The organism is Solidesulfovibrio carbinoliphilus subsp. oakridgensis (assembly GCF_000177215.2).
Classification (GTDB): Bacteria; Desulfobacterota; Desulfovibrionia; order Desulfovibrionales; family Desulfovibrionaceae; genus Solidesulfovibrio; species Solidesulfovibrio carbinoliphilus.
In genome coordinates, this window is record NZ_CM001368.1 from 2,901,806 (window position 1) to 2,925,081 (window position 23,276).

A 23,276-nucleotide genomic window follows, 5' to 3' on the forward strand; every position below is an offset into this window, starting at 1 on the left:
AAAAAAAGGCAACGCCGGCCCGTTTGCCGCCGCTTGGACGGCTTGCCGCCCGGGCCGGACCTCGGCTACCGTGACCCCGTCCGTGGCCCCGCCGGGGAGACGCGGCAGCCATCCCCATGAAACGCGCCCTTTTCACCCTGGTCCTTGGCGACCGGTACCGACAACGGTTCGCGGCCCAGGCCGCGCCGACCTTCCAGGCCTATGCCCGGGCCCACGGCCTTTCGCTCGTGGTCCTCGACCGGCTCCTGGACGACGGCCCGCTCGGCCGGTCCCGGTCGCCGGCCTGGCAGAAGTGTCTGCTCATGCGCCACCCCAAGGCGGCCGGCTGCGACCAGGTGGCCTGGCTCGACGCCGACATCGTCATCCGCCCGGACGCGCCGAACGTCTTCGAGGGCGTGCCGCCGGACACCTTCGGCGCGGTGGACGCCTTCGCCAGCCCAAGCCCCGAGGCCTACGCCGCGGCGGCGGGAAAGATCCGGGCCTATCTGGCCGGCCACGGCCTGGCCGGGCCGGACGACGCCACGCCCGAGGGGTTCTACCACCACTACGGCTTTGACACCGGACCGGACCGGGTGGCCCAGACCGGGGTGCTGGTCCTCACCCCGGAAGTCCACGGGCCGGTCCTCGAAGCGGCCTACGCGGAAACCAGGCGGCCGGATTCCCGGGACATGCTCTTCGAGATGCGGCCGCTCAGCCACCATCTGCTGACCCGAAGCCCGGTCACCTGGCTCGACCCGCGTTTCAACGCCCTGTGGGCCACGGCGCTTTTCAACCACTACCCGTTTCTGGCCGATCCGGCCTTCCGGGCCGGATTCCGCGACCGGCCGGACCTCTACCACGGGCTCAAGGCCCGGTGCCTGGCCGCCGCCTACGAGGCAGCCTATTTCCTGCACTTCGCCGGCACAGGCGACGACATGGACGCCCTGGCGGTAGGGTAGGGGGGGCTGCCTCCGGCGGCCAAAGGGCGTTGCCCTTTGGAAACCCTTTGCCGTAAAGGCTCTTGCAGATAAGGGGATTGCCCGGGGAAGGACTTCGGGGGCAACGGCGCGGCGCCACGGACGTGGACAGGGATTCCAAGGGGCGGCAGCCCTTTGGCCGCCGGAGGCTTCTCCCCTGCCTTTCCAAGGAGGAAAAGCCCATGGCATGGATGTATCTGCTGCTGGCGGCGGTGTGCGAAATCAGTTGGCCGGTGGGCCTCAAACTGGCCCAGGGGCCGGGGCGGGCCACGTTCGGCCTGGTCCTGGCCGGCGTCGGCATGGCCGCCAGCGGCTGGCTCCTGTACCTGGCCCAGCGGCAGATTCCCATGGGCACGGCCTATGCCGTGTGGACGGGCATCGGCGCGGCCGGAACCTTTGGCCTGGGGGTGGCTTTTTTCGGCGATCCGGCCAGCCTGCCACGTTTCGCGGGCGTGGCCCTCATCGTGGCCGGGGTGGTGACCCTCAAGCTCGCGCCCTGACCGGAGGCGTTTTCGATGCCTCCGGCGGCCGGGGGAACCTTTTTTGAAAAAAAGGTTCCCCCGGACCCCTTCCCAAAAACTTTCCATAGGGTGCGCGGGACACCGGCCCCCCGCCGAGGGGGGCCGGGGGGATCATTCCCCTCGGTGGGGTGGGTGTGGGAGGGGCGACGCCCCTCCCACCGCTTACGGCTTGCGCAGGACCGCGCCGTAGAAGACCTCGCCAAGGGCCGTGTCCGGGGCCACGGGGGCCTCGGTTTCGAGGAGCAGGTTGCGGTGGCGGTTGCCGAGCCGGTCGATGGCCTGCTCGTTTTCGGCCGGGTTGACGGTGCAGGTCACGTAGACGAGGCGGCCGCCCGGGGGAAGGGCGGCGTAGGCGGCTTCGAGCATGGCCCCTTGGAGGCGGACGAGGCCCGCAAGGTCCTCGGGCTCGCGACGCCATTTGGCGTCGGGCCGGCGGGACAGGACGCCGAGACCCGAACAGGGGGCGTCCAGGAGAATGGTGCCGGGCGGGGAGAGAAGCGGCATGCGCGTGGCCGAGGCCCGGAAGGCGGCCACGGGCGGCAGGCCGAGGCGCAGGGTTTCCTTGCGCAGGCCCGCCAGCTTGGTGGCGTGCATGTCCCCGGCAAAGACCCGCTTCCCGGCCTCGGCCAGGAAAAGCGCCTTGCCGCCCCGGCCGGCGCAGGCGTCAAAGACGGGCTCGGGCCAATCGGCCAGGCCGAGCCGGCTCAAAATCTGCTGGGCCCCGGCCGACTGGCGGGACAGCCGGCCCTCGGCCAGGGCGGCTCCCATGTCCACTCCGGCGGCGGCCAGATCCGTGCCGGCCGGCACGGCCAGGGTCGGAAAATCGGCCAGCCGGACCCCGGGCAGGGCGGCCAGGGCGTCGAACAGGGCCCGGGCGTCCGGCCGGGACCGGTTGACCCGAAGGCCCAGGGGCGCGGCCTCGACCTGGGCGGCCAGATAGAGCCGGGTGTCGGTGGGGCCGAAATCCCGCAGCCACAGGCCGACGATCCACTCCGGGCAGGAATAATAGCGGGAGAGATAGGTCGCCTCGTCGCAGCGGTCCGGGCAGTAGAATTCGGGATCGTCCAGGGCCTTCGGATCGGCGGCCACCCGGCGCAGGACCGCGTTGGCCATGCCGCCAAGCCCCTTGCCGGACAGCCGGCGCACGGCCGAGACGGCCCAGTCCACCGAGGCGTAGGCCGGCACCCGGGAACAGTAGAGGATCTCGTAGACGGCGAGGCCCAGGACCCGGCGCACGGGCAGGGGCACGGCCTCGGGCTTTTTGAGAAACCGCGACAGCATCCAGTCGATGCGGCCGCAAAGGCGCAGGTAGCCGTAGACCAGCTCCGTGGCCAGGCCCCGGTCCCGGGGATCGAGGCCCTTTGTGCCGGCCAGCGCCGTGTCCAGGGCGGCCTGGACGTCCTGGCCGCCGCCGGGACCCGGGCCACGGGCCGCGCCCTTGGCGGGAAACACCCGGCCGAGGACGGCCAGGGCCAGTTTGCGGGCCGGCGGCGGGCCGGCGGTGACGGGCTGGCTCATCGGCGACCGCCCAGGGCCGAGGACGAGGCGGCGTAGGGAGCGAGCAGTTTCATTTTGCCGAACACCGGCTGGCGGGCCTCGCCCTGGACCAGAAAGAGGCGCAGGGCGCTTTCCAGGTGGGGCAGGGCGACCTGCGTGTCCAGGCAGGGGCCGTTTGGCCGGTCGTTTAGGACCCCGTAGACCGGGATGGGGTAGGTGTCCTGGATGCCGCTCGAAAGATCGCGCTCGCAGGCCACGGCCACGATCAGCCGCGGCCGCTTCTGGACCACGATGCGCCTGGCGATGGTGCCGCCGGTGGCGATGGCGATATGGACGCCGTAGGCTTCGGACAGGGCGAGGAGTCCGTCGACCGGGCACTGGCCGCACCGTTTGCAGTTGTTGATGTCGTAGGTCAGGCGGCGCAGGCACTGGCTGGACTGGAGGCAGTGGGGCAGGAGCACCAGGACCTGGGCCGGCGTGTAGCAGCCGGTCCGGGCGGCCACCATCTCGTTGTTGACCTTGATGAACGAGGCCCGCACCCGACTTTTCGAAATGCCGAACAGGCGGGCGAAAATGGTCATGAGCGGCAGGAAGACCTTGGCCATGACCCCGCGCAGCCGGTCCGAGCCGAACATGGCCCGGCCGAGGGCCACGCTGGCGGCCAGGCCCACGGTGGCCCACAGGACCACCAGGATGGCCACGGCAAAGACCGCGCCGAGCACCCAGGGAGCCAGCGGATGGATGTTGGCCAGGCCGATGTACGGGATGATCCAGACCAGGGCCAAAACCGCGCAGACGCACAGGCCCGTGCCGCACAACAGGCCGATAAAAAGCCGCTTTCTCGAGGGTTCGTTTCGTTCCACCAATACTCCGGTCATCGTCCGGGACACCGTGGCGGCCCTTTCGGCTCGTTCGCGCGGTTGTCCCACCAAAAAATCCCCACCCTCCCCGGCCGTCCGCCGCACCCGGGGGGCACTTGCGGCCGTCAGGCCGGATCGTCCGCTTCGGGCAGGCCGCACACGGCCATGGTGGCGTCGTCGCCGCACTTGCCGAGATAGCCGCAGGAAAAGGCCTTGGCGTCCATGGGCCGCTTGCCGGCCGGCACCACCGTGGGGATGAGGTACACGGCGTCGGCGCAGGCAATGGCCAGATGGCAGTCCATGATGCCGAGGATGTCGCCGGGGCAGGCGCCGGGCGGCAGGGGACAGCCGACCTTGCCCGGATGGGCGATGATGCGCAGGGCCGGCTTGTCCGGGGCCTGCTGCCAGAAGAAAAACGCGCCCGGATGCGGCGTCATGGCCCGGATCAGGTTGTGGACCTCGGCCGCCGGCCGGGACCAGTCGATAAAGGCTTCCGACTTCTCGATCTTTTTGGCGTATGTCACCCGGGCCGGGTCCTGTTCGACCATAGGCACGCCGCCTGTCCGCAGCCTTTTGAGGCAGTGGACGAGCACCCGGCCGCCGAGGTCGGCCAGTTCGGCCCGGAGCATGCCGGCCGTGTCGTTGACGCCGATGGCCAGGACCCGCTGCATGATCATGGGCCCGGCGTCGAGGGCCGCCACCATGCGCATGATGGTCACCCCGGTCATGGTGTCCCCGGCCGCGACGGCCCGCTCGATGGGGGCCGCGCCGCGCCAGGCCGGCAGAAGCGAGGCGTGGACGTTTATGGGCATGGCCGTCGGCACGTCGAGGACGGCCTGGGGCAGGATCATGCCGTAGGCGGCCACGATCAGGACGTCCGGCTTGTAGGCGGCGAGCGTCGCCACCTCGGCCGGGTCCTTGAAGGTTTCCGGCTGGTGCACGGGCAGGCCCTTTTCGAGAGCCAGCTCCTTGACCGGGCCGAGCCGGCACTTCTTGCCCCGGCCGCACGGCCGGTCCGGCTGGGTGTAGACGGCCGCGACGGTGACGTCGTCGCTTTCAAGGACATGCCGGAGGACCGTGGCGGCGAACTCCGGGGTGCCCATGAAGACCGCTACGAGTTTTCCCGGTCCTTCTCCGCTTCCTGTCTGGCCCATCGTTTCACCCGTTTGTCGTACATGGCGCGTTTGAGGCGGCTTATGTGGTCAATGAAAAGCACGCCGTCGAGGTGGTCGATCTCGTGCTGGAGGCAGACGGCGAGCAGGCCGTCGGCTTCCAGGCAAAAGGGGTTGCCGTCCAGATCCGTGGCCTTGACCGTGACGGTCGCGGCCCGCACGACGTTGGTGCGGTAATCGCGCACCGACAGGCAGCCTTCCTCGTCCTCTTCCTCCCCGGCCGGGTCGGTGATGACCGGATTGACCAGGGTCATGAGGCCTTCGCGCTTGTCGGGCCCCGAGAGGTCGATGACCACCAGCCGGATGGAGCGGCCGACCTGGGGCGCGGCCAGGCCGATGCCCTGGTTGGCGTACATGGTTTCGGCCATGGCCGCGGCCAGCTCCCGGATCTCGGGCGTGATTTCCGTCACCGGCGCGGCTTTTTGGGCCAGCGTCGGGTGGGGGTATTTGAGTATCTCAAGCGACATGGTCTTACGGCGTTTCCTTGTCCTTGTCCCGGGTCCGCAGCTTGATGCCAAGCTCGCGCAACTGGGCGGTTGCTACCTCGCCCGGCGCTTCGGTCAGCATGCACATGGCCTTCTGGGTCTTGGGGAAGGCGATGACGTCGCGGATGGATTTGGCGCCGGAGAGGATCATGATAAGGCGGTCCAGGCCAAAGGCAATGCCGCCGTGGGGCGGGGCCCCGTACTCCAGGGCGCGCAGGAGGAAGCCGAACTTGTCCTCGGCCTCCCCGGCCTCGATGCCGAGGACCGCGAACATGGCCTTTTGGGTCTCGCGGTCGTGGATGCGGATGGAGCCGCCGCCGATCTCGCTGCCGTTTAAGACCAGGTCGTAGGCCCGGGACAGGGCCTCGGCCGGGGCGTCGGCCAGGCGTTCGAGGTTGCCGGGCTGGGGCGCGGTGAAGGGGTGGTGGCGGGCGGCGTAGCGCTTGGCCTCGGGGTCGTATTCCAGGAGCGGGAAGTCCGTGACCCAGACCGGGGCGAAGGTGCCCTCGGGAATGAGCCCGAACCGCTCGCCGAGCTGGATGCGCAGATACCCCAGGGCCGTGTTGACCATGTCCGGGGCCCCGGCCTGGAAGAACACGATGTCCCCGACCTCGATGTCCAGGGCTTCGATCAGGCCCTGGCGCTCGGCGTCGCTTAAGAATTTGGCAAAGGGCGACTGCCACTCGTCTTCCTTGATCTTGATCCAGGCCAGGCCCTTGGCCCCGTAGATTTTCACGAATTCCGTCAGGTCATCGATCTCCTTGCGGGAGAGGGCCGCGCCGCCGGCCACCCGGATGCCCTTGACCAGCTCGGCCTTGGCAAAGACCTGGAACTGGCTCTCCCGGACGATGGGCGACACGTCCACGAGTTTCAAGCCAAAGCGGATGTCCGGCTTGTCCAGGCCGTAGTCGCGGATGGCCTCGGCAAAGGTCATGCGCGGGAAGACATCGGGCAGGGCGATGTCGGCCGCCTCCTTGAACATGGTGCGGACCATGGTCTCGGCCATGTTCATGACCTGCTCCTCGTCGACGAAGCTCATCTCGATGTCCACCTGGGTGAACTCGGGCTGGCGGTCGGCGCGCAGGTCCTCGTCGCGGAAACACTTGACCACCTGGTAGTAGCGGTCGAACCCGGACATCATGAGGAGCTGCTTGAAGAGCTGGGGCGACTGGGGCAGGGCGTAGAAGGCGCCATTGGTCATGCGGCTCGGCACCAGAAAGTCGCGCGCGCCCTCGGGGGTGGACTTGGTGAGGACGGGCGTCTCCACTTCCAGGAACCCCAGGGTGTCGAGGTAGCGGCGGATGCTCTGGACGGCCTTGTGGCGCAGGAGGAAGTTGGCCGCGAGCTTCGGGCGGCGCAGGTCCAGGTAGCGGTACTTGAGCCTGAGCATCTCCGAGGCGTCGATGCGGTCCTCGATGGGGAAGGGGGGGGTGGCGGCGGTATTTAGGAGCTTGAACTCCGTGACCACCACCTCGACCGCGCCGGTCGGCATGTTGGGATTGGCCATGCCTTCCGGCCGGGCCCGGACCGTGCCCTTGACGGCCAGGACGTATTCGGTGCGAAGGACATGGGCCCGCTCCAGGGCGGCCTCGCTGCCCTCGGGGCAGAAGACCACTTGCGTGAGCCCCCCCCGGTCGCGCAGGTCGATGAAAATCAGGCCGCCGTGGTCGCGCCGGAACTGGGCCCAGCCCATGAGGCACACTTCGCAGCCGACATCGGCCGCCCGCAGCGCGCCGCAGTCGCTCGTGCGCCGCCAGTCGTCCAGCCGGTCAAGGACAAGCACATCGCTCATGAAGGAATCCTTTTTTCAAGAATGTGGGGAAAAACTTTTTGAAAAAAGTTTTTCCCCACACCCCTTTTCAAAAACTTTTATCGGTTGCAGTCGGCTGCGACAATCCGTCCCCATCGAGGGGGTCCGGGGGGGATCATCCCCCCCGGCGGGGGCGTGGGGGCGGCGCCCCCACATCTTCGCCTTACTCTCCCTGGGCCTCTTCCAGGCGGGCGCGCAGGAAGGCGGGGAGCAGGTCCTGCCCGACGGTTTCCTGGCCGCCGGCCCGCATGTTTTTCACCACCACCGTGCCTTGGGCCAGCTCGTCGGCGCCGAGGACCAGACAGAAGCTGGCCCCGGACTTGTCCGCGGCCCGCATCTGGCTTTTGACACTCTTGGCGGCGAACGGGGCCTCGCCGGCAAATCCGGCCCGGCGCAGGTCCTGGGCCAGGAGCAGGCCACGGTCCAGGCCGGCCGGATCGAGCACGACCAGGACGAAATCCGGAGCCGCCTCGGTCACACCGCCAATCAGCAGGGCCAGGCGCTCCATGCCGCAGGCAAAGCCGACGCCCGGCACGTCCGCCCCGCCAAGGGACGCAACCAGCCCGTCGTAGCGGCCGCCGCCGGCAACCGACGACTGGGAGCCGATGTTGCCGGAGACGATCTCGAAGGTGGTGCGCACGTAATAATCGAGCCCGCGCACCAGCCGGGGATTGAGCGTGTAGTCGAGGCCGGCGGCGTCGAGGATGCGGCGCACGGCCGCGAAATGTTCGGCGCAGTCCGGGCAGAGGTGGTCGGTGATCCGCGGCGCGTCGGCCGTGAACTCCTTGCACTGGGGCACCTTGCAATCCAGGACCCGCAGCGGATTGGTGAGTTTCCGGCGCATGCAGTCGTCGCAGAGCTTTTCCTTGTGCATGCCCTTTAAAAACTCGCGCAGGACGTCCAGAAAGACCGGCCGGCATTCCCGACAACCCAGGGAATTGAGCTCCACGGTCAGTTCGGAGAGGCCCAGGGCCCGCAGATACTGGTCGAGCATGAGCAGGACCTCGGCGTCGAGAAGCGGCTCCGGGGAGCCGACGGCCTCCACGTCGATCTGGTGGAACTGGCGCATCCGGCCCTTTTGGGGCCGTTCGTAGCGGAACATGGGGCCGTAGGCGAAAAACTTGGCCAGGCCCTCGCCGGCCCGTTTGTCCTCGATCAAGGCCCGCATGACCCCGGCCGTGGCCTCGGGCCGCAGCGTCAGGGAACGGCCCTTGCGGTCCGGGAAGGTGTACATTTCCTTTTGCACCACGTCCGTCTCCTCGCCGATGGAACGGGAGAAGAGTTCTGTGCGCTCAAGGACGGGCACACGCAATTCCCGGTAGCCGTAGCGGGAAAACACGTCGCGGGCGGTCTGCTCGATAAAGGCGAAGACCGTGGAGTCGGGCGGAAAAAGGTCGGCAAAGCCTTTGATTTTTTGAATCTTGTCCATGAAGGCAAATCCCGGGTGGGCGCGCGTGACGCGTCGTTAAAAAAGAGGAAAAAGTCTAGACGAGACGGGAAAGCTTGTCAAAAGGCGCTGCCGCACCCCAGACAGGCCTTGGCCTTGAACGCGGGCAGGGGCGTCATCACCGCCTCGCCGGTCAGGCTGACCGAACAGGCGCAAAAGGCGCCTAGCGGCAGGGACAGGATCGGAGCGTTCAGGTGCCGCCACGGCGGGGACTCGCGCCACGTCGCCTTGGGACCCGGGAGGACCGAACGCATCCGGATCGGCGGCCGCCCCAGGCTCTCCCGGGCCAGCCGGCCCATCCCCCAGGGCGTGAACCACCGGGCCGTGCGCAAGGGGCCTTTGCCCCGGCCCGGAAAAAGCCGCATGGACAGGCCGTAGCAGGAAAAACGGTTCAGAAAGCCGATCAAAACGGCCTTCCTGGCCACCCGGCCAGCCTCGCGCAGGACCAGCCCCGGGTCGCGGCAGAATTCCAGGACCGTAAAAAGCACGCAGAAATCAAACTCGTTGTCGTCAAAGGGCAGGTGCGAGGCGTCGCCCAGGTGCAGGTCGGCCCGGCCGGCCATCCGCGCCCGCGCCGCCTCCAGCATGGCCGGCGAGGCGTCGAGCCCGGTCACCTCGAAGCCGGCGCTGTGCAGCACGTCCAGGAAAATGCCCGTGCCGCAGCCGACTTCAAGCAGCCGCTGGCCACGGCGCGGCCAGCCGGCCGTCATGCGCTCGAGCAGCCGGATTTCCCGCTTCAGGGCGAACTCGCCCGGCGGCGTCTGGAACCAGGCGTCGTACCGCCTGGCCGTTTCCTTGTCCCACATAATATTTCGAGAGAACCGGGGGAGGGAACCCCTTTTGCAAAGGGTCCCTCCCCCGGACCCCCTCCCTCCCCAAAAACTCTTCAAGGGGGCGCACTCGTCCTGTCGTCTCCGAGCGGACGATCAAGTCGACCTCTCCGAGGCTTTCAAAGCAAAAATCCACCCACTTCGCCCCGTCTTCGGGGCGACGGGCCTGTGTGGCCGGAATCGGCCGGGCGTGCCCGCCGGCTTTGCGGCGTGCGTCGCCCGGCCGATTCCGGCCACACGTCGCACCCCCGTCCACGACCAATCCGCCACCCGCTTCCCACACTCCCGCCCCCCCTTCCAGGGGGTCCGGGGGGGATGATCCCCCCCGGCCGCCGGAGGCATCTTCTCTCCCGATTCTCCCTTCCCCTTACAGGCCTTGGGGGTCCTTGTATACGGCGCCCTGGGCGGCCGAGGTGACCTGGGCGGCGTAGCGGCGCAGGAGCGGGGAGGTGATCTCCTTTTGGGGGTGCACGAGGCTGGCCCGGCGCGTGTCGAGCTCGGCCGCGTCCACGAGCAGGTTGAGCTTTCGGGCCGGGATGTCGATTTCGATGGTGTCGCCTTCCCGGACCAGGGCAATGGGTCCGTCGGAAGCGGCTTCGGGCGAGACGTGGCCGATGGCCGCGCCGCGGGTGCCGCCGCTGAACCGGCCGTCGGTGATAAGGGCCACGGATTCGCCAAGGCCCATGCCCATGATGTTGGAGGTGGGGGAGAGCATCTCGCGCATGCCGGGCCCGCCGCGCGGGCCTTCGTAGCGGATGACCACCACGTCGCCGGCCTGGACCGTGCCGCCGAGAATGGCGGCGTTGGCCGACTCTTCGTCGTCAAAGACCCGGGCCGGGCCGGTGTGGCGCATCATGGCCGGCTTGACGGCCGACTGCTTGACCACGGCCCCGTCTGGGGCCAGCGAGCCGCGCAGGATGGCGATGCCGCCTTCGCCCGCATAAGGCTCCCTGGCCCGGATGACGTCGAAGTTTTTGACCCGGGCCTTGAGGTCGGAGAGGTTCTCGCCGACCGTCTTGCCGGTGGCGGTCAGGACGTCCAGGTGGATGAGGCCGCGTTCGGCCAGGGCGCTCATGACGGCCGGGATGCCGCCGGCCCGTTCGAGGTCGTCGAGGTAGTGGTGGCCGGCCGGGGAGAGCTTGCACAGATTCGGGGTGTTGCGCGAGATGCGGTCGAAGATGTCGAGGGTCAGCGGCAGGCCGGCCTCGGCGAAAACGGCCGGCAGGTGGAGCACCGTGTTGGTCGAGCAGCCAAGGGCCATGTCCATGGTCACGGCGTTCTCGATGCTTTTTTCCGTCACGATGTCCCGGGGCCGGATGTTTTTGGCCAAGAGGTCCATGACCCGCATGCCGGCGGTCTTGGCCAGCCGGACGCGCTTGGCGGTGACGGCCGGGATGGTGCCGTTGCCGGGCAGGCCAAGGCCCACCGATTCGGACAGGCAGTTCATGGAATTGGCCGTGAACATGCCCGAGCACGAGCCGCAGCCCGGGCAGGCGTTCTGCTCGAGCTCTTCCAGGCCTTCGGCGTCGATGGTGCCGCGCTTGAACTTGCCGACCGCCTCGAACACGTCGATCAGGTCGCAGGACCCTTCGGAGGTGGTGCCGGCCAGCATCGGGCCGCCGCTTACGATGATCGACGGGATGTTGAGGCGCAGCATGGCCATCAGCATCCCGGGCACGACCTTATCGCAGTTGGGGATCATGACCAGGGCGTCGAAGGGATGGGCCATGGCCATGATTTCAATGGAGTCAGCAATGATTTCGCGGCTTACCAAGGAAAAATGCATGCCCGCATGGTTCATGGCCAGGCCGTCGCAGACGCCGATGGACGGAAAGGCCATGGGCGTGCCGCCGGCCAGGCGCACGCCGGCCTTGGCCGCCTCGGCGATGGTATTGAGGTGGATGTGGCCGGGCACGACCTCGTTGGCCGAGTTGACGATGCCGACCAGCGGCCGCTCCATCTCTTCCTTGGTGAGGCCCAGGGCGTAGAGCAGGGAGCGGTGGGGGGCTTTTTCCAGACCTTTCTTGAAAATCGAGCTGCGCATGGCGGATATCCTTGGGGCAGATGTGGGGGGCCGGCTGGCCGCGGGGGGAGTTTTCCACATTCGGGGCCCGGCTGGCAAGGCCGGGGCCGGGCGTCGTGGCCGGCCCCGGCCTTGATCCGGCCCGGCGGGCAGGGTAGCAGGGGCCATCGGAGCGGCCATGCGCATCGTCAACCTGCACAACACGGCCTTTGTCGCCACCTTCCGCAAGCGCGGCCACGACGTCCTGTCCATCGGCACCACGCCGGACTGCGACGTGCGGCTCGATGAGCCGCTTTCCTGCAAACGGCTGCTCGATCTCCTGGCGGCCAAGGGCTTCCGCCCGGATCTGGCCTTCTGGTGCGACGGCTGCCAGACGCCCTGGATCTTCGGCCTGGAGACGCTGCCCGCCGTGACCATCGGCTTTTCCATCGACCAGTACATGCACCCCTGGCACGTGCCGTACAGTGCGGCCTTTGACGCCTTTTTCGTGGCCCAGAAGGACTACCTGCCGCTTTTCGCGGAGACGCCGACCGGCCGGCCGGCCGTGTGGATGCCGCTTTTCTGCGATCCCGGCCGCGACCGCGACCCGGGCGTGGCCCGCGACATCCCGGTCTCCTTCGTCGGCACCCTGGACGGAGCGGTCAACGCCGGCCGGCGGCCGTTTCTGGCGGCCTTTCGCAAGCTGGCCCCGCTTTACGCCACCACCGGCCGCTACCAGCCCGTCTTCGGCCGCAGCCGCATCGTGCTGAACCAGTCCGCGGCCGGGGAGCTCAACTTCCGGCTGTTCGAGGCCATGGCCTGCGGCGCGGCCGTCCTGACCGAGGCCACCGGCAACGGCCTGGCCGAGCTTTTCACCCCCGGCCGGGACATCCTGACCTACCGGCGCGGCGACCCGGCCCAGGCGGCGGCAACCGCCCTGGCCGCCCTGGCCGACCCCGGCCTGCCCACACTGGCGGCCGCCGGCCGGCGCGCGGTCCTCTCCGGCCACACCGTCACGGCCAGGGCCCGGCTCGTCCTCGACACGGCCGTGGCCCGGGCGGCCGCCGGCGCGCCCGGGGAGCGGCTGGCCCGGTTGCCGGCCGTGCGGGCCGCAGTGGCCAAGGCCTACGCCATGCTGGCCACGGACGAGCGCCTGCCCCTGGCCGAGGGGGAGCGGCGTTTTTTTCTCGGCATGGCCAGATAGGGAGAGGAGAGAAGATGCCTCCGGGGGCCAAAGGGGGGGGACCCCCCTTTGGAAACCCCGGGCGGGAGGGGCGGCACGGTGCACGCCGGCGGTCCATTCGGGTGGGTCCGGGAGGGGGTGACCCCCTCCCGGCCGCCGGAGGCATCTTTACGTTTTACGCGTTGGCCAGATAGGTGGCGATGGCGTCGTCGTAGGTGCTGGTCTGGCGGAAGGTGGCGGCGGCGGTTTTCTGGCGCAGGGGCAGCGGGGCCCGCATGTCGTTCTGGGCCAGGGCGTCCATGATCTCGGGGTAGAAGGCCGGATCCGGCACCACCAGGATGCTCGAGAAGTTCTTGGCCGAGGCCCGCAGCAAGGTCGGGCCGCCGATGTCGATCTGCTCGACCATTTCGGGCAGGGGCAGTTTTTTCTCCAGCGCCTTGCCGAAGGCGTAGAGGTTGACCACCACCATGTCGAAGGGCGCGATGTTGTGGGTGGCCAGGGTGGAGAGATGTTCGGGGTTGTCCTTGTCGGCCAGGATGCCGCCGTGGACGAAGGGGTGCAGGGTTTTGACGCGGCCGCCGAGGATCTCGGGGAAACCCGTCACGTCGCTGACGGAGGTCACGGGCAGGCCGGAGGCCTCCAGGAGCTTTCGGGTGCCGCCGGTGGAGACGAGTTCGACGCCGGCGGCGACAAGGAACCGGGCCAGCTCGGGCAGGCCGGACTTGTCCGTGACGCTTAGAAGCGCCCGTTTGATGGGCAGGAAATCCATGGCATAACCTCGCTTTTTTCAAAGCGGGTGCCACAGTCGCCCGTTGAAGGCAAGGACGCTTCCTGGCCGGGCGTCCGGCCGGACCGTTTGCGGTCGCGGCCGGACGTCGCGGAGGGGGGAAAATCGGGACGGCCGGCTAGGCGGCGATACGCTTGAGTTCCTCGGCCAGTTCCCGGGCGGCGTCGTTTGCCGGATCCTGGACCAGGATGGCGTCCAGTTCGCAGCCGGCCTCGGCGTGGCGGCCGAGGCTGACCAGGCAGCCGGCCAGGGTGAAGCGGACCTCGTGCTTGGCCGGGTCCACGGACAGGTAGTCCCGCAGGTAGTCGAGGACCTCTCCGATCCGCTCCTCGGCGTGGGCCAGGCGGACCAGGCCGAACAGGGCCACCAGGTTCTCGGGGTTCTTGGCCAGCGCGCCCTTGAAATGGGTGAAGGCCTCGGCCGCGTCGCCGCGCTCCATTTCAATGAGCGCCATGCCGGACAGGGACCGGTCATCGGCCTCGATGGTGGACGCCTTGCGGTACAGGGTCATGGCCTGCTCCAGCTCGCCGCGCTGCACGGCGATGGTGGCCAGCCCCAGGTAGGGGTCGGCATGGACGCCGTTGTTGCTCATGGCCTTGCCGTAGTACTCCTCGGCCTTGTCCAGGTCGCCCATGAACAGATAGCATTCGCCGAGTTCCTTGTTGATTTCATAATCCAGCTGCCCACTCATGACATCCCCTCCGTTCCCGACGCCCCGGGTTGCATGCGGGCGTCGCCGGTGTGGCGCGTTGCGTCGCGCCGTGTGGTTTCGCGTCCTGTCGGCCCGGGGCCGGCGCCGGCGGCGCGTCCTGCCGGGCACCGGGACTCAAGCAAGCCTCGTGCCACCGGTCCCGGGCCGGCCGGTCGGGCCGCCTTCCCGCTTGTCTGCCGGCCGCTTACGCGTTTTACGCATGGATTTATTAGAAAGTGAAACGGTCGTTCGGGGAAAAATATTCCCGGCCGACCGTGGGCATCGGGGCGAGTGGAACGGTTTTTGCCCAGTGAAAACGCGAACACGGTCGGCCCGGCCCGGCCGGAAATCGGGCAAAACGAGGAAAAGCGGCATGAAAACAATATTTTCGGATAATCTGGGGCTGCTTGGCAAGGTCATGGACCTGCGCCTGGAGCGTCAGAATGTCGTCATGTCCAACCTGGCCAACCAGGATGTGCCCTCCTACAAGGCCCACCGGCTGGAGTTCGAAAAGGAACTCCAGTCCGCGCTCAATACCGACGGCGACCGAAAGATGACGCGCACCGGTTCCGGCCACCTGCCCTCGACCTTCCGGGCGGGCGGCTTCAGCGGAACCATGGAGATGGGCTGGAAGCCGCAGGTGGTGGCCGGCCTCGACAGCGTGGACATGGAAAAGGAAATGTCGATCATGGCGAAAAATACGCTCATGTACAACGCCCTGACCGATATCACCAAGAAGGACTTCGAAGGCCTGCAACGGGTCATCACGGACGGAGGCAAGTAGCATGGACCTCTTTACCGCACTCGATATCGGCTCATCGGGCATGTCCGCCCAGCGGACGCTCATGAACACCATTTCCATGAACCTGGCCAACATCAAGACCACGCGCACGGTCAATGGCGCCGGCCCCTACGTGCGCAAGTCCGTGATGCTCGAATCCACCCCCGTGGACGCGCCCTTTTCCAAGGCCATGCAGTCCGCCCAGGACCGCGACCTGGCCGGGGTCAAGGTGACGGGCCTGGTCAACGACAACCGGCCGTTTCGCATGCAGTACGAACCCGGCCACCCCGACGCCAACGCCGACGGCTACGTGGCCTACCCCGACATCAACGTGGTCGAGGAAATGGCCAACATGATCACGGCCATGCGCAGCTACGAAGCCTCGAGTTCGTCCATCGGCACGGTCAAGAACATGTTCACCAAAGCCCTGGATATCGGGCGGTAACGGAGGTTTTCCATGGCCATTCCCCCCATCGCCCTGTCCGCCTACCAGAACGCCATGGCCCGCACCGGGGCCATCGACAGCAAGGTCTCCCGGTCGCTGGCCAAGCCCGCCGCCCCGGCCGAAGGCTTCGGCAATATGCTGACGGACTCGCTCAAGAACGTCAACGACCTGCAAAACACCAAAAGCGACATGGTGCAGTCGTTTGCCTCGGGCGAGACACAGAACGTGCATGAGCTGATGATCAATCTGCAAAAGGCCGGCGTGGCCATGCAGATGACCACGGCCGTGCGCGGCAAAGTCCTCGAAGCCTACCGCGAACTCGTGAAGATGCAGTTCTAGAAGCCGTCAGTAAAGCCAAACTCCATCCGCCGGGAGAATCGCCATGCCCCCCTTTCTTTCACAGACCTTCGAAAAGCTCATCCAGTACTGGTCCAATCGCAGCGCGGCGCAACGCATTCTTCTGGGCGGCCTGGCCGGCTCCATGGCCATAGCCTTCCTGGTCATGGTCTATCTTCTCAACCAGGCGGAAATGCGGGTTCTTTACACCAACATGGCTCCCGAGGACGCGTCCCGGGTGGTGGAGCTCCTCAAAGCCTCCAAGACCCCCTACGAGTTGCGGGAAAACGGGACCACGGTCCTGGTCCCGGCCGAGGCGGTCTACGAACAGCGCCTCAAAGTGGCCGGCGAGGGCGTCATGCACGGCCAGGGCGTGGGATTCGAGCTTTTCGACCAGCTCAAGGTCGGGCAGACCGATTTCGTCCAGCGCATCAACTACAGCCGGGCCTTGCAGGGAGAACTGTCCAGGACCATTACCGAATTTCCCCAGGTGGAAAAGGCGCGGGTCCACCTGGTGCTGCCCCAGAAAAGCCTTTTCATCGAGGAGCAGAAGAAGGCCTCGGCCTCGGTGGTCCTGACCCTCAAGCGCGGCCAAAAACTTGACGCCAAGCAGCTCCAGGGCATCGTCAATCTGGTGGCCATGTCCGTCGAAGGCCTGACTCCCGAGCACATCACCATCACGGACACCACCGGCCAGTCCCTGTACCAGCCCCGGGCCGACGGCGGCCTCGACGGCCTGTCCACCACCCAGTTCGAATTCAAGAACACCTTCGAGGCCAACCTCGAAAACCGCATCGAGCAGCTCCTGACCCCCATCGTCGGTCCGGGCCGGGCCCTGGCCAAGGCCAACGTGGACCTGGATTTCAGCCAGCGCACCGTCCGCAAGGAGCTCTACGACCCCAACGTCACGGTCGTGCGCAGCGAGCAGAAGTCCGAAGAGTCGACCTCCGGCTCGGCGGCCGTGGACGCCGGGGGCGCGACCACCACCCCGCGCGGCGGCGGCGCGGCCGTGCCCAACTCCAATTTCCGGGGCGACGGCTACTCCGGCACCGAGTCCACCCAGAAGTCCAGCCGCCAGAACAGCACCACCAACTACGAGATCAACAAGGAAGAGCAAAACGTCGTCACCCCGGTCGGCGACTTGAAGCGCCAGTCCATAGCGGTTATCGTGGACGGCACCTACGAAAAGGTGGAAGGGAAAAACACCTTCACCTTCGTGCCGCGCAAGGCCGAGGAGCTGGAGCGCATCAAGCAGGTGGTGGCCCGGGCGGCCGGCCTCGACCCGGCCCGGGGCGACGAGATCCAGGTGTCGAGCTTCGAGTTCGGCGTGCCCGACGGTTCGGGCGAGCCGAGCCTGATGCAGACCATGCTGGAGTACGCCCAGCGGCTGGGCAAGCCCTTTTTAAACGGCCTGCTGCTCTTCCTCTTCCTCATCCTGGTGGTGCGGCCGGTGGTCCTGGCCCTGATCCGGCCCCGGGTCACGGAAGAAGAGATCGAGACCCTGGAGCGGCTGCCCGAGGGCGAGGCCCGGCTGGCCCTGGCCGAAGCCGAGGAGGGCGACGAGGTGACCATGCTCGACGGCGCCAAGCAGTTCGAACTGTCCAAGAACCTGGCGCTGCAGCTTTTCGAGGAAAACATGGAGCAGTCGATGACGCTCCTCAAATCCTGGCTCAAGCAGGAGGCCTAACCCGACATGCCCGCCATGACCGGACCCCAGAAGACCGCCGTGCTGTGCCTGGCCCTTGGCGAGAAGTTCACGGGCGAAGTGTTCAAGCGCCTGGACCGGCGGGAAATCGCCCGGATCTCCAAGGCCATGATGGACATGGAGACCGTGCCCAAGGACCAGGTCGAGGAGGTCGTCCGGGAGTTCAACGACACCCTGCAGGTGGGCAAGGACATGGTCACGGGCGGCCCGGAGCAGGTCCGGCGGATGCTCTCGAAGACGCTCGATTCGGACACGGCCAAGTACATCATGGACACCCTCGAACTGGACACCGGGCCCACGCCCTTCCAGGAGCTCGGCAACGTCTCGCCGCGCATCCTGGCCCAGATCCTGCGAAACGAGCACCCCCAGACCCTGGCCTTGATCCTCGGCCACCTCCACTCCGACCAGGCGGCGGAACTGCTCCAGAACCTGCCGTCAGGCGTCCGGGCCGAGGTCCTCATGCGCCTGTCCAGGCTCGAGGCCGTGGCCGAGGACATGCTGCTCGAAGTGGACAAGGTGCTGCAAAACCAGCTGATCGCCATGGGCGGCAAGGAAGGCAAGAAGGTCGGCGGCATCACGGCCGTGGCCGAGATCCTCAATGCCGTGGATCGGGCCACGGAAGAGGAGGTCCTGTCCGAGATCGAGGAAGAGTCCGCCCAGACGGCCGAGGACATCAGAAACCTCATGTTCGTGTTCGAGGACATCAAGGCTCTCGACGACCGGGCCATCCGCGAGCTCTTGAAGGAAGTCTCCAACGAGGAACTGACCCAGGCCCTCAAAGGCGCCTCCGAGGAGCTTCGCGACAAGTTTTTCAAGAACCTCTCCGAACGCGCCGCCAGCATGATCCAGGAAGACCTGGAGATCATGGGCCCGATACGGCTGGCCGAAGTGGAAGGGGCCCAGCAGAACGTGGTCAAGACCGTGCGGCGTCTGGAAGCCGAGGGCAAGATCGCCATCGGCCGCGGAGGCGGGGATGTCTTTATCTGACGGCCATGCCGACGGCGTCCTGACCGGCCGGGTGATCCTCGGGCCGGGCACGGCCGGGGAGGCCGAGACCACGGTCTCGGAGCTCGAATCGCGGCGTTCGCCCCTGCATTTCGAGGAGGTCGAGGCCCAGTTCTGGGAGCGGGTCCGGGCCAAGGCCAAGGCCAAGGCCTCGGCCATCATCGCCGAGGCCATGGCCGAGGGCGAGCGGATCAAAGCCAAGGCCGAACAGGACGGCTACGCCGCCGGCGTGGCCGCGGCCGGGGAGCAGGTCCAGGCCGACCTGGCCCAGATGGCCGCCTCGCTCGGCACCATGGTCGAGTCCCTGGCCGGGGAACGCCGGAAGCTGTGGGAAGCCCACCGTCAGGATTTTGTCAACCTGCTGCGCCTGGCCGTGGAGCGGACCACCATGGCCGCCATCGACGCCCGGCGCGAGGAGATCCTCGGCAATCTTTTGAACGAGTCCCTGGAGCTCATGGACGCCAAGGCCGACCTGACCGTGACGGTCCATCCCGACGACGAGCCGCTCCTTCGGGAACTCCTCGCCCGGGCCGGCCAGGAGCGGCCGGGCCTCGAGCGGGTGCTGGTGCGCAGCAACCCGGAGCTCATTCCCGGCAGCCTGGCCCTCGAGTGCTGCGACGGGCTGGTGGACAACACCATTGCCAGCCGGTTTGCCGAAGTGGAGACGATTTTCGCCCATTTGGGCGCTCCCGGAGACCCCGATGCCGCTCCTTGACGTGGCCGGGGCCACGGCCCTCCTGGCGCAGATGCGGCCGGCCCGGACCTTCGGCAAGGTGTCCAAGGTGGTCGGGCTCATTGCCGAGGGCCGGGGCATCCGGTCTCCGGTCGGGTCGGTCTGCCATCTGCTGTCCGACGACGGGAACAGCGTCCGGGAGGTGCCGGCCGAGGTGGTGGGATTTCGCGACGGGGCCTGCCTGTTCATGCCCTACGGCGACCTGCGCGGCATCGCGCCCGGGACGCTCATCCGCAATACCAGCACGCCGCCCCTTTTTCCGGTCGGCCGGCGCTACCTCGGCCGGGTGATCGACGCCTTCGGCACGCCCATCGACGGCGGGGAGCCGATCTTTCCGGCCCGGTTCAATCCCGTTTTCGCCGACGCCCCCATGCCCATGGACCGCCCGCGCATAAGCGAGCCCATGGACGTGGGTGTGCGGGCCATAAACGGCCTCTTGACCCTCGGCAAGGGCCAGCGGGTCGGCATCATGGCCGGGTCCGGCGTCGGGAAATCGACGCTCATGGGCATGATCGCCCGCAACACCAAGGCCGACGTCAACGTCATCGGCCTGGTCGGCGAGCGCGGCCGCGAGCTGCGGGAGTTTATCGAAAAAGACCTCGGGCCCGAGGGCATGGCCCGGTCGGTGGTGGTGGTCGCCACTTCCGACCAGAGTCCGCTCATTCGCATGCGGGCTGCCTACGCGGCCACGGCCATGGCCGAATTTTTCCGCGACGCCGGCAACGACGTCATCCTCATGATGGATTCCGTCACCCGCTTCGCCATGGCCGGCCGGGAAGTCGGCCTGGCCGCCGGCGAGCCGCCGACCACGCGCGGCTACACCCCGTCGGTCTTCGCCCAGCTGCCAAAGCTCCTGGAGCGGGCCGGCCGCAACAATAACGGCAGCATCACCGGCATCTACACGGTCCTGGTCGACGGCGACGACTTCAACGAGCCCATTGCCGACGCCGTGCGCTCCATCCTCGACGGGCACATCGTCCTGACCCGCGACCTGGCCGACCAGGGGCACTTCCCGGCCATCGACGTGCTCAAATCCATCAGCCGTCTGCGTTCGGATGTGACGCCCAAGGACGCGCTGGCCGCCGGCCGGGACCTGATCCGGCTCCTGGCCACCTACCGGCGCGTCGAGGACATGGTCAACATCGGGGCCTACGCCCGGGGGGCCAACCCGGAGATCGACCGGGCCATCGACATGATCGGCCCGATAAACGGCTACCTGCGCCAGGAGGTGGCCGAGAGCCAGAGCCTTGAGGAGAGCTTTGCCGCGGTCAAGGCCCTGGTCGGGGCCAAATAGGGGCGAAGCGGCTAACGCGCGGGGGGCATGACCAGGGGCGGGGCCGCCGCCGGAGCCGCAGGCGCGGACAGCCGGGCCTCGATCCGCTCCAGCAGGACGTTTTGCCGTTCGAGCAACTCCACGGCCTTGTTGATCTTCCAGTACCAGCACACGATTTCCCGGCAGACCAGGAAAAGGGCCAGCAGGATGAGGAGCGTGACCAGAAACGCGCCGATCCCGCCGCCGTAGCCGCCGTATTCGTACCATCCGTGCATAAATCCCTCCCTTTTGGCCGGTTTTACGCCGCAAACCCGCGCCGGTAAACCCGGGCCGGCCCGCCTTGACATTTGCCCCCTGAAAAAGGAGTACGATCAGACTCCGGTCCCCGGCCCGCGACGGCGCGCCGATCCGGGGGATGGCCCATTCCCGCCGGCAGCCGGCCGGCCGGCCGGACAGCATGTCACCAGGAGGTCACGCCATGGATGTTGTTATGGGGGCTACGGGACAGGTCGGGGGAGCCACGGCCGAAACGCTTCTCGCCCTGGGCCGGGAGGTCCGGGTGGTGGTCCGCGACGCGGCCCGGGCCCGGGAACTGGCCCGCCAGGGCGCGGACGTGGCCGTGGCCGCGTACGAGGACGCCGTGGCCCTGGCCAGGGCCTTTGACGGCGCGGCCGGGGTCTTTGCCATGCTCCCGTGCCAGTTCTCGCCGGCCCCGGGCTTTCCCGAGGCCCGGGCCTGCCTGGTCGGCCTGGTCGAGGCCCTGGAAACGGCCCGGCCGGGCAAGGTCGTGGCCCTCTCCTCCATCGGGGCCCACCGCGGCACGGGCCTTGGGCTCATCACCCAGTTCCACATGCTCGAAGAGGCCCTGTGCGCCGGGGAACTGCCGACGGCCTTCATCCGGGCGGCCTGGTTCATGGAAAACGCGGCCTGGGACATCGGGCCGGCCCGGGAAACAGGCGAGATCACGAGCTTTCTTTCGCCGATCGAGCGGGCGATCCCCATGGTGGCCACGGCCGACATCGGCCGGGTGGCGGCCCTGACCCTCATCGCCGACCTGAAGGAAACCCGGGTCATCGAAATCGAGGGGCCGCGCCGGTATGCGCCAAACGACCTGGCCCGGGTCCTCGGCGAGGTCCTGGGCCGGCCGGTGCGGGCCGTGGCGGCCGCCCGGGAGACCTGGGAGGAGCGCTTCCGGGCCCAGGGCGCGACCCATCCGCAGCCGCGCCTGGAAATGCTCGACGGCATCAATTCGGGTTGGATCGATTTCGAGGGCGGCTGGACCGAACACCACCGGGGTGAGACGGCGCTTAAGGCCGTGGTCGCCAAACTGGTCGCAGACCAGGGCGCCACATGACAGGCAAGCCGCCATGACGCCCGCCCCGGGCCGGACCTTCGGGCCACCGGGGCCGGTTCGCGCCGCCGCCTCTTGTCCCGCCGTCCCGCCGCGCCCGGCTCAGTCCGGGGCGCGGCGGGGCAAAAGCCCGATGCCCATGGCCAGGCCGGCCAGACAGGCCCCGGCTCCGACCAGCAGAAACCCGCCATAGCCCCAGACCGCCACGGCCGCGCCGCCGAGGATCGGACCGCAGAAACTCCCGCCCTGGAGCGAGAGCATCATCAGGTTGGCGTTTACGCTCCGGTAGGGCGGCTCGGACAGCTCGAACATGAGGGCGTTTAAGGACGGGGACCCCACGCCCATGCCAAGCCCGAGCAGCACGGCCGCCGCGTAGGCCATGGCCTGGCCCGGGAAGAAAAAGAGCAGCAGGAACGTGCCGCCCGTGACGGCGTAGCAGAAGCGGATCAGCCGGATTTTCGGCACCACGTCGAAGATCCGGTTGGCGAAGATCCGCAAGAGCAGCATGCAGGCCGTCTGGATGGAGAAAAAAACGCCCACGTGGGCCAGGCCCCGGGCCTGGAAGAGGCTTTTGGCCAGGAAGAACAGGGCGGCAAAGCTCAGGTAGTACATGGCGTTGACGGCCAAAAGCTGGGACACCGGCCGCTTGGCGGCATTGCGGGCCATGTCGCCGAGCCTCGGCCGGGCCGCCTTGCCGGCCGGGGCCTGCCGACGCACCCGGCGGCCGAGGACGAAGACCACGGCCAGGGCCGGGGCCAGGGTCAGGGCCATGGCGGCATAGCCCTGGGGATAGGTCAGGCGCAGGGGCGAAACCCAGTCGAAAACCGGCGGCACGATGGAATAGGGGAGCAGCATGGCCACGGAATACATGCCAAAGGCCTGGCCGCTTCGGGCCGGGGGAATGACGGCCACGAGAAGCGTCATGGCCGCGGCCGAGACCAGGGCCACGCCGAGGCCGTTGGCCAGCCGCACGGCCAGAAGGGCCAGGGGCGAGACGGCGGCCAGGTAGGCCGCGCCGCAGCCAAGGAGCACGGCCACGCCGCAGGCCGCGACCCGGGGCGCGTTTGTCGTGGTCAGAAAGGGGCTGGCCACCAGATAGGCGGCCATGGTGGCCAGGGACGAGGCGCCAATAAGAAGCCCGCGCCAGGACGGGGGGATGCCCAGGGCGTCGAGGTAGACGTAGAGGCTGTAGAAGACCGAGATGTTGCAGTAGGACAGGAAGATCAACAGGCAAAGCGTCGTGAATTCAAAGGAAAAAAGGCGCGGACTGGCGGGGTTGGACATACGGCGGCACTGCGGTGGACGGCTGGGGTTGGCCTGGCGGCGAAGGGGCGGGGTACCGCGCCGTCGAGGCCGGCGTCAAGGTAGGAAGAATGACAACGATCATCCGGCGCCGCCTGGAGCCG

At 67.9% G+C, this 23,276-nt stretch carries 23 protein-coding genes; 11 read left to right on the forward strand and 12 right to left on the reverse strand.

All coding sequences use genetic code 11. From position 1 onward, the window contains the following. Positions 1-116: 116 nt before the first annotated feature. Positions 117-938, forward strand: coding sequence for a hypothetical protein (locus tag DFW101_RS12675; protein ID WP_009181924.1), 822 nt, complete (start codon positions 117-119; stop codon positions 936-938). Between the two features lie 200 nt (positions 939-1,138). After that, positions 1,139-1,456 carry a DMT family transporter gene (locus DFW101_RS12680; protein ID WP_009181925.1) on the forward strand — a complete coding sequence of 106 codons (318 nt, stop codon included), beginning with the start codon at positions 1,139-1,141 and terminating at the stop codon, positions 1,454-1,456. 183 nt (positions 1,457-1,639) lie between these two features. On the opposite strand, the gene DFW101_RS12685 is transcribed toward DFW101_RS12680, so the two are convergent. From DFW101_RS12685 to ilvD, 8 genes are all read right to left on the reverse strand, one after another. Further along, positions 1,640-2,995 carry an RsmB/NOP family class I SAM-dependent RNA methyltransferase gene (locus DFW101_RS12685; protein ID WP_009181926.1) on the reverse strand — a complete coding sequence of 452 codons (1,356 nt, stop codon included), beginning with the start codon at positions 2,993-2,995 and terminating at the stop codon, positions 1,640-1,642. Next, positions 2,992-3,837, reverse strand: a complete 846-nt coding sequence (locus DFW101_RS12690) for a DUF116 domain-containing protein (RefSeq protein ID WP_009181927.1) — start codon at positions 3,835-3,837, stop codon at positions 2,992-2,994. The genes DFW101_RS12685 and DFW101_RS12690 overlap by 4 nt, the downstream gene beginning before the upstream one ends. A 122-nt stretch (positions 3,838-3,959) precedes the next feature. Beyond that, on the reverse strand, positions 3,960-4,937 hold the full coding sequence (gene fmt, locus DFW101_RS12695) for a methionyl-tRNA formyltransferase (RefSeq protein ID WP_009181928.1): 978 nt from the start codon (positions 4,935-4,937) through the stop codon (positions 3,960-3,962). A gap of 8 nt (positions 4,938-4,945) precedes the next feature. Beyond that, positions 4,946-5,473 carry a peptide deformylase gene (gene def, locus DFW101_RS12700; protein ID WP_009181929.1) on the reverse strand — a complete coding sequence of 176 codons (528 nt, stop codon included), beginning with the start codon at positions 5,471-5,473 and terminating at the stop codon, positions 4,946-4,948. A gap of 4 nt (positions 5,474-5,477) precedes the next feature. After that, on the reverse strand, positions 5,478-7,283 hold the full coding sequence (aspS, locus tag DFW101_RS12705) for an aspartate--tRNA ligase (RefSeq protein WP_009181930.1): 1,806 nt from the start codon (positions 7,281-7,283) through the stop codon (positions 5,478-5,480). 181 nt (positions 7,284-7,464) lie between these two features. Next, positions 7,465-8,730: a histidine--tRNA ligase gene (hisS, locus tag DFW101_RS12710; RefSeq protein WP_009181931.1), complete on the reverse strand. Its 1,266-nt coding sequence runs from the start codon at positions 8,728-8,730 to the stop codon at positions 7,465-7,467. Between the two features lie 77 nt (positions 8,731-8,807). Further along, complete coding sequence (locus tag DFW101_RS12715) at positions 8,808-9,554, reverse strand: class I SAM-dependent methyltransferase (RefSeq protein ID WP_009181932.1); 747 nt, start codon at positions 9,552-9,554, stop codon at positions 8,808-8,810. 391 nt (positions 9,555-9,945) lie between these two features. Beyond that, positions 9,946-11,622 (reverse strand): dihydroxy-acid dehydratase, encoded by a 1,677-nt coding sequence (gene ilvD, locus DFW101_RS12725; protein ID WP_009181933.1) that lies wholly within the window; start codon positions 11,620-11,622, stop codon positions 9,946-9,948. Between the two features lie 157 nt (positions 11,623-11,779). On the opposite strand from ilvD, the gene DFW101_RS12730 reads away from it, so the two are divergent. Further along, the gene (locus tag DFW101_RS12730) at positions 11,780-12,784 is read left to right on the forward strand and encodes a glycosyltransferase family protein (protein WP_009181934.1); all 1,005 of its coding nucleotides are present in this window, start codon (positions 11,780-11,782) and stop codon (positions 12,782-12,784) included. A gap of 154 nt (positions 12,785-12,938) precedes the next feature. On the opposite strand, the gene DFW101_RS12735 is transcribed toward DFW101_RS12730, so the two are convergent. Both DFW101_RS12735 and DFW101_RS12740 read right to left on the reverse strand, forming a co-directional pair. After that, a complete protein-coding gene (locus tag DFW101_RS12735) occupies positions 12,939-13,532 on the reverse strand; it encodes an IMP cyclohydrolase (protein WP_009181935.1) in 594 nt (197 codons plus the stop codon). Positions 13,533-13,668: 136 nt separating this feature from the next. Further along, positions 13,669-14,241, reverse strand: a complete 573-nt coding sequence (locus DFW101_RS12740) for a tetratricopeptide repeat protein (protein WP_009181936.1) — start codon at positions 14,239-14,241, stop codon at positions 13,669-13,671. Positions 14,242-14,614: 373 nt separating this feature from the next. Between DFW101_RS12740 and flgB the strand changes: the two genes are divergently transcribed. The 7 genes from flgB to DFW101_RS12775 are packed head-to-tail and all read left to right on the forward strand — an operon-like array spanning position 14,615 to position 20,540. Then, positions 14,615-15,025 carry a flagellar basal body rod protein FlgB gene (flgB, locus tag DFW101_RS12745; RefSeq protein WP_009181937.1) on the forward strand — a complete coding sequence of 137 codons (411 nt, stop codon included), beginning with the start codon at positions 14,615-14,617 and terminating at the stop codon, positions 15,023-15,025. Between the two features lies 1 nt (position 15,026). Further along, positions 15,027-15,467 carry a flagellar basal body rod protein FlgC gene (flgC, locus tag DFW101_RS12750; RefSeq protein ID WP_009106570.1) on the forward strand — a complete coding sequence of 147 codons (441 nt, stop codon included), beginning with the start codon at positions 15,027-15,029 and terminating at the stop codon, positions 15,465-15,467. Between the two features lie 12 nt (positions 15,468-15,479). Further along, entirely contained in the window at positions 15,480-15,806 is a 327-nt protein-coding gene (fliE, locus tag DFW101_RS12755; protein ID WP_009181938.1) for a flagellar hook-basal body complex protein FliE, read from the forward strand. A 43-nt stretch (positions 15,807-15,849) separates the two neighbouring features. Further along, positions 15,850-17,490: a flagellar basal-body MS-ring/collar protein FliF gene (gene fliF / locus DFW101_RS12760; RefSeq protein ID WP_009181939.1), complete on the forward strand. Its 1,641-nt coding sequence runs from the start codon at positions 15,850-15,852 to the stop codon at positions 17,488-17,490. Between the two features lie 6 nt (positions 17,491-17,496). Continuing rightward, complete coding sequence (gene fliG, locus DFW101_RS12765) at positions 17,497-18,495, forward strand: flagellar motor switch protein FliG (RefSeq protein ID WP_009181940.1); 999 nt, start codon at positions 17,497-17,499, stop codon at positions 18,493-18,495. After that, positions 18,482-19,228: a FliH/SctL family protein gene (locus tag DFW101_RS12770; RefSeq protein ID WP_009181941.1), complete on the forward strand. Its 747-nt coding sequence runs from the start codon at positions 18,482-18,484 to the stop codon at positions 19,226-19,228. The genes fliG and DFW101_RS12770 overlap by 14 nt, the downstream gene beginning before the upstream one ends. Further along, a complete protein-coding gene (locus tag DFW101_RS12775) occupies positions 19,215-20,540 on the forward strand; it encodes a FliI/YscN family ATPase (RefSeq protein ID WP_009181942.1) in 1,326 nt (441 codons plus the stop codon). The genes DFW101_RS12770 and DFW101_RS12775 overlap by 14 nt, the downstream gene beginning before the upstream one ends. Before the next feature lie 11 nt (positions 20,541-20,551). Here DFW101_RS12775 and DFW101_RS12780 read toward each other — a convergent pair whose 3' ends face one another. Further along, positions 20,552-20,794, reverse strand: coding sequence for a hypothetical protein (locus DFW101_RS12780; RefSeq protein ID WP_009181943.1), 243 nt, complete (start codon positions 20,792-20,794; stop codon positions 20,552-20,554). A gap of 203 nt (positions 20,795-20,997) precedes the next feature. Here DFW101_RS12780 and DFW101_RS12785 point away from each other — a divergent pair, with 203 nt between their 5' ends. Beyond that, complete coding sequence (locus DFW101_RS12785; protein WP_009181944.1) at positions 20,998-21,873, forward strand: NmrA family NAD(P)-binding protein; 876 nt, start codon at positions 20,998-21,000, stop codon at positions 21,871-21,873. Positions 21,874-21,972: 99 nt separating this feature from the next. Here the strand turns inward: DFW101_RS12785 and DFW101_RS12790 are convergent, their stop codons facing one another. Continuing rightward, a complete protein-coding gene (locus DFW101_RS12790) occupies positions 21,973-23,154 on the reverse strand; it encodes an MFS transporter (protein WP_009181945.1) in 1,182 nt (393 codons plus the stop codon). Positions 23,155-23,276: the final 122 nt, after the last annotated feature.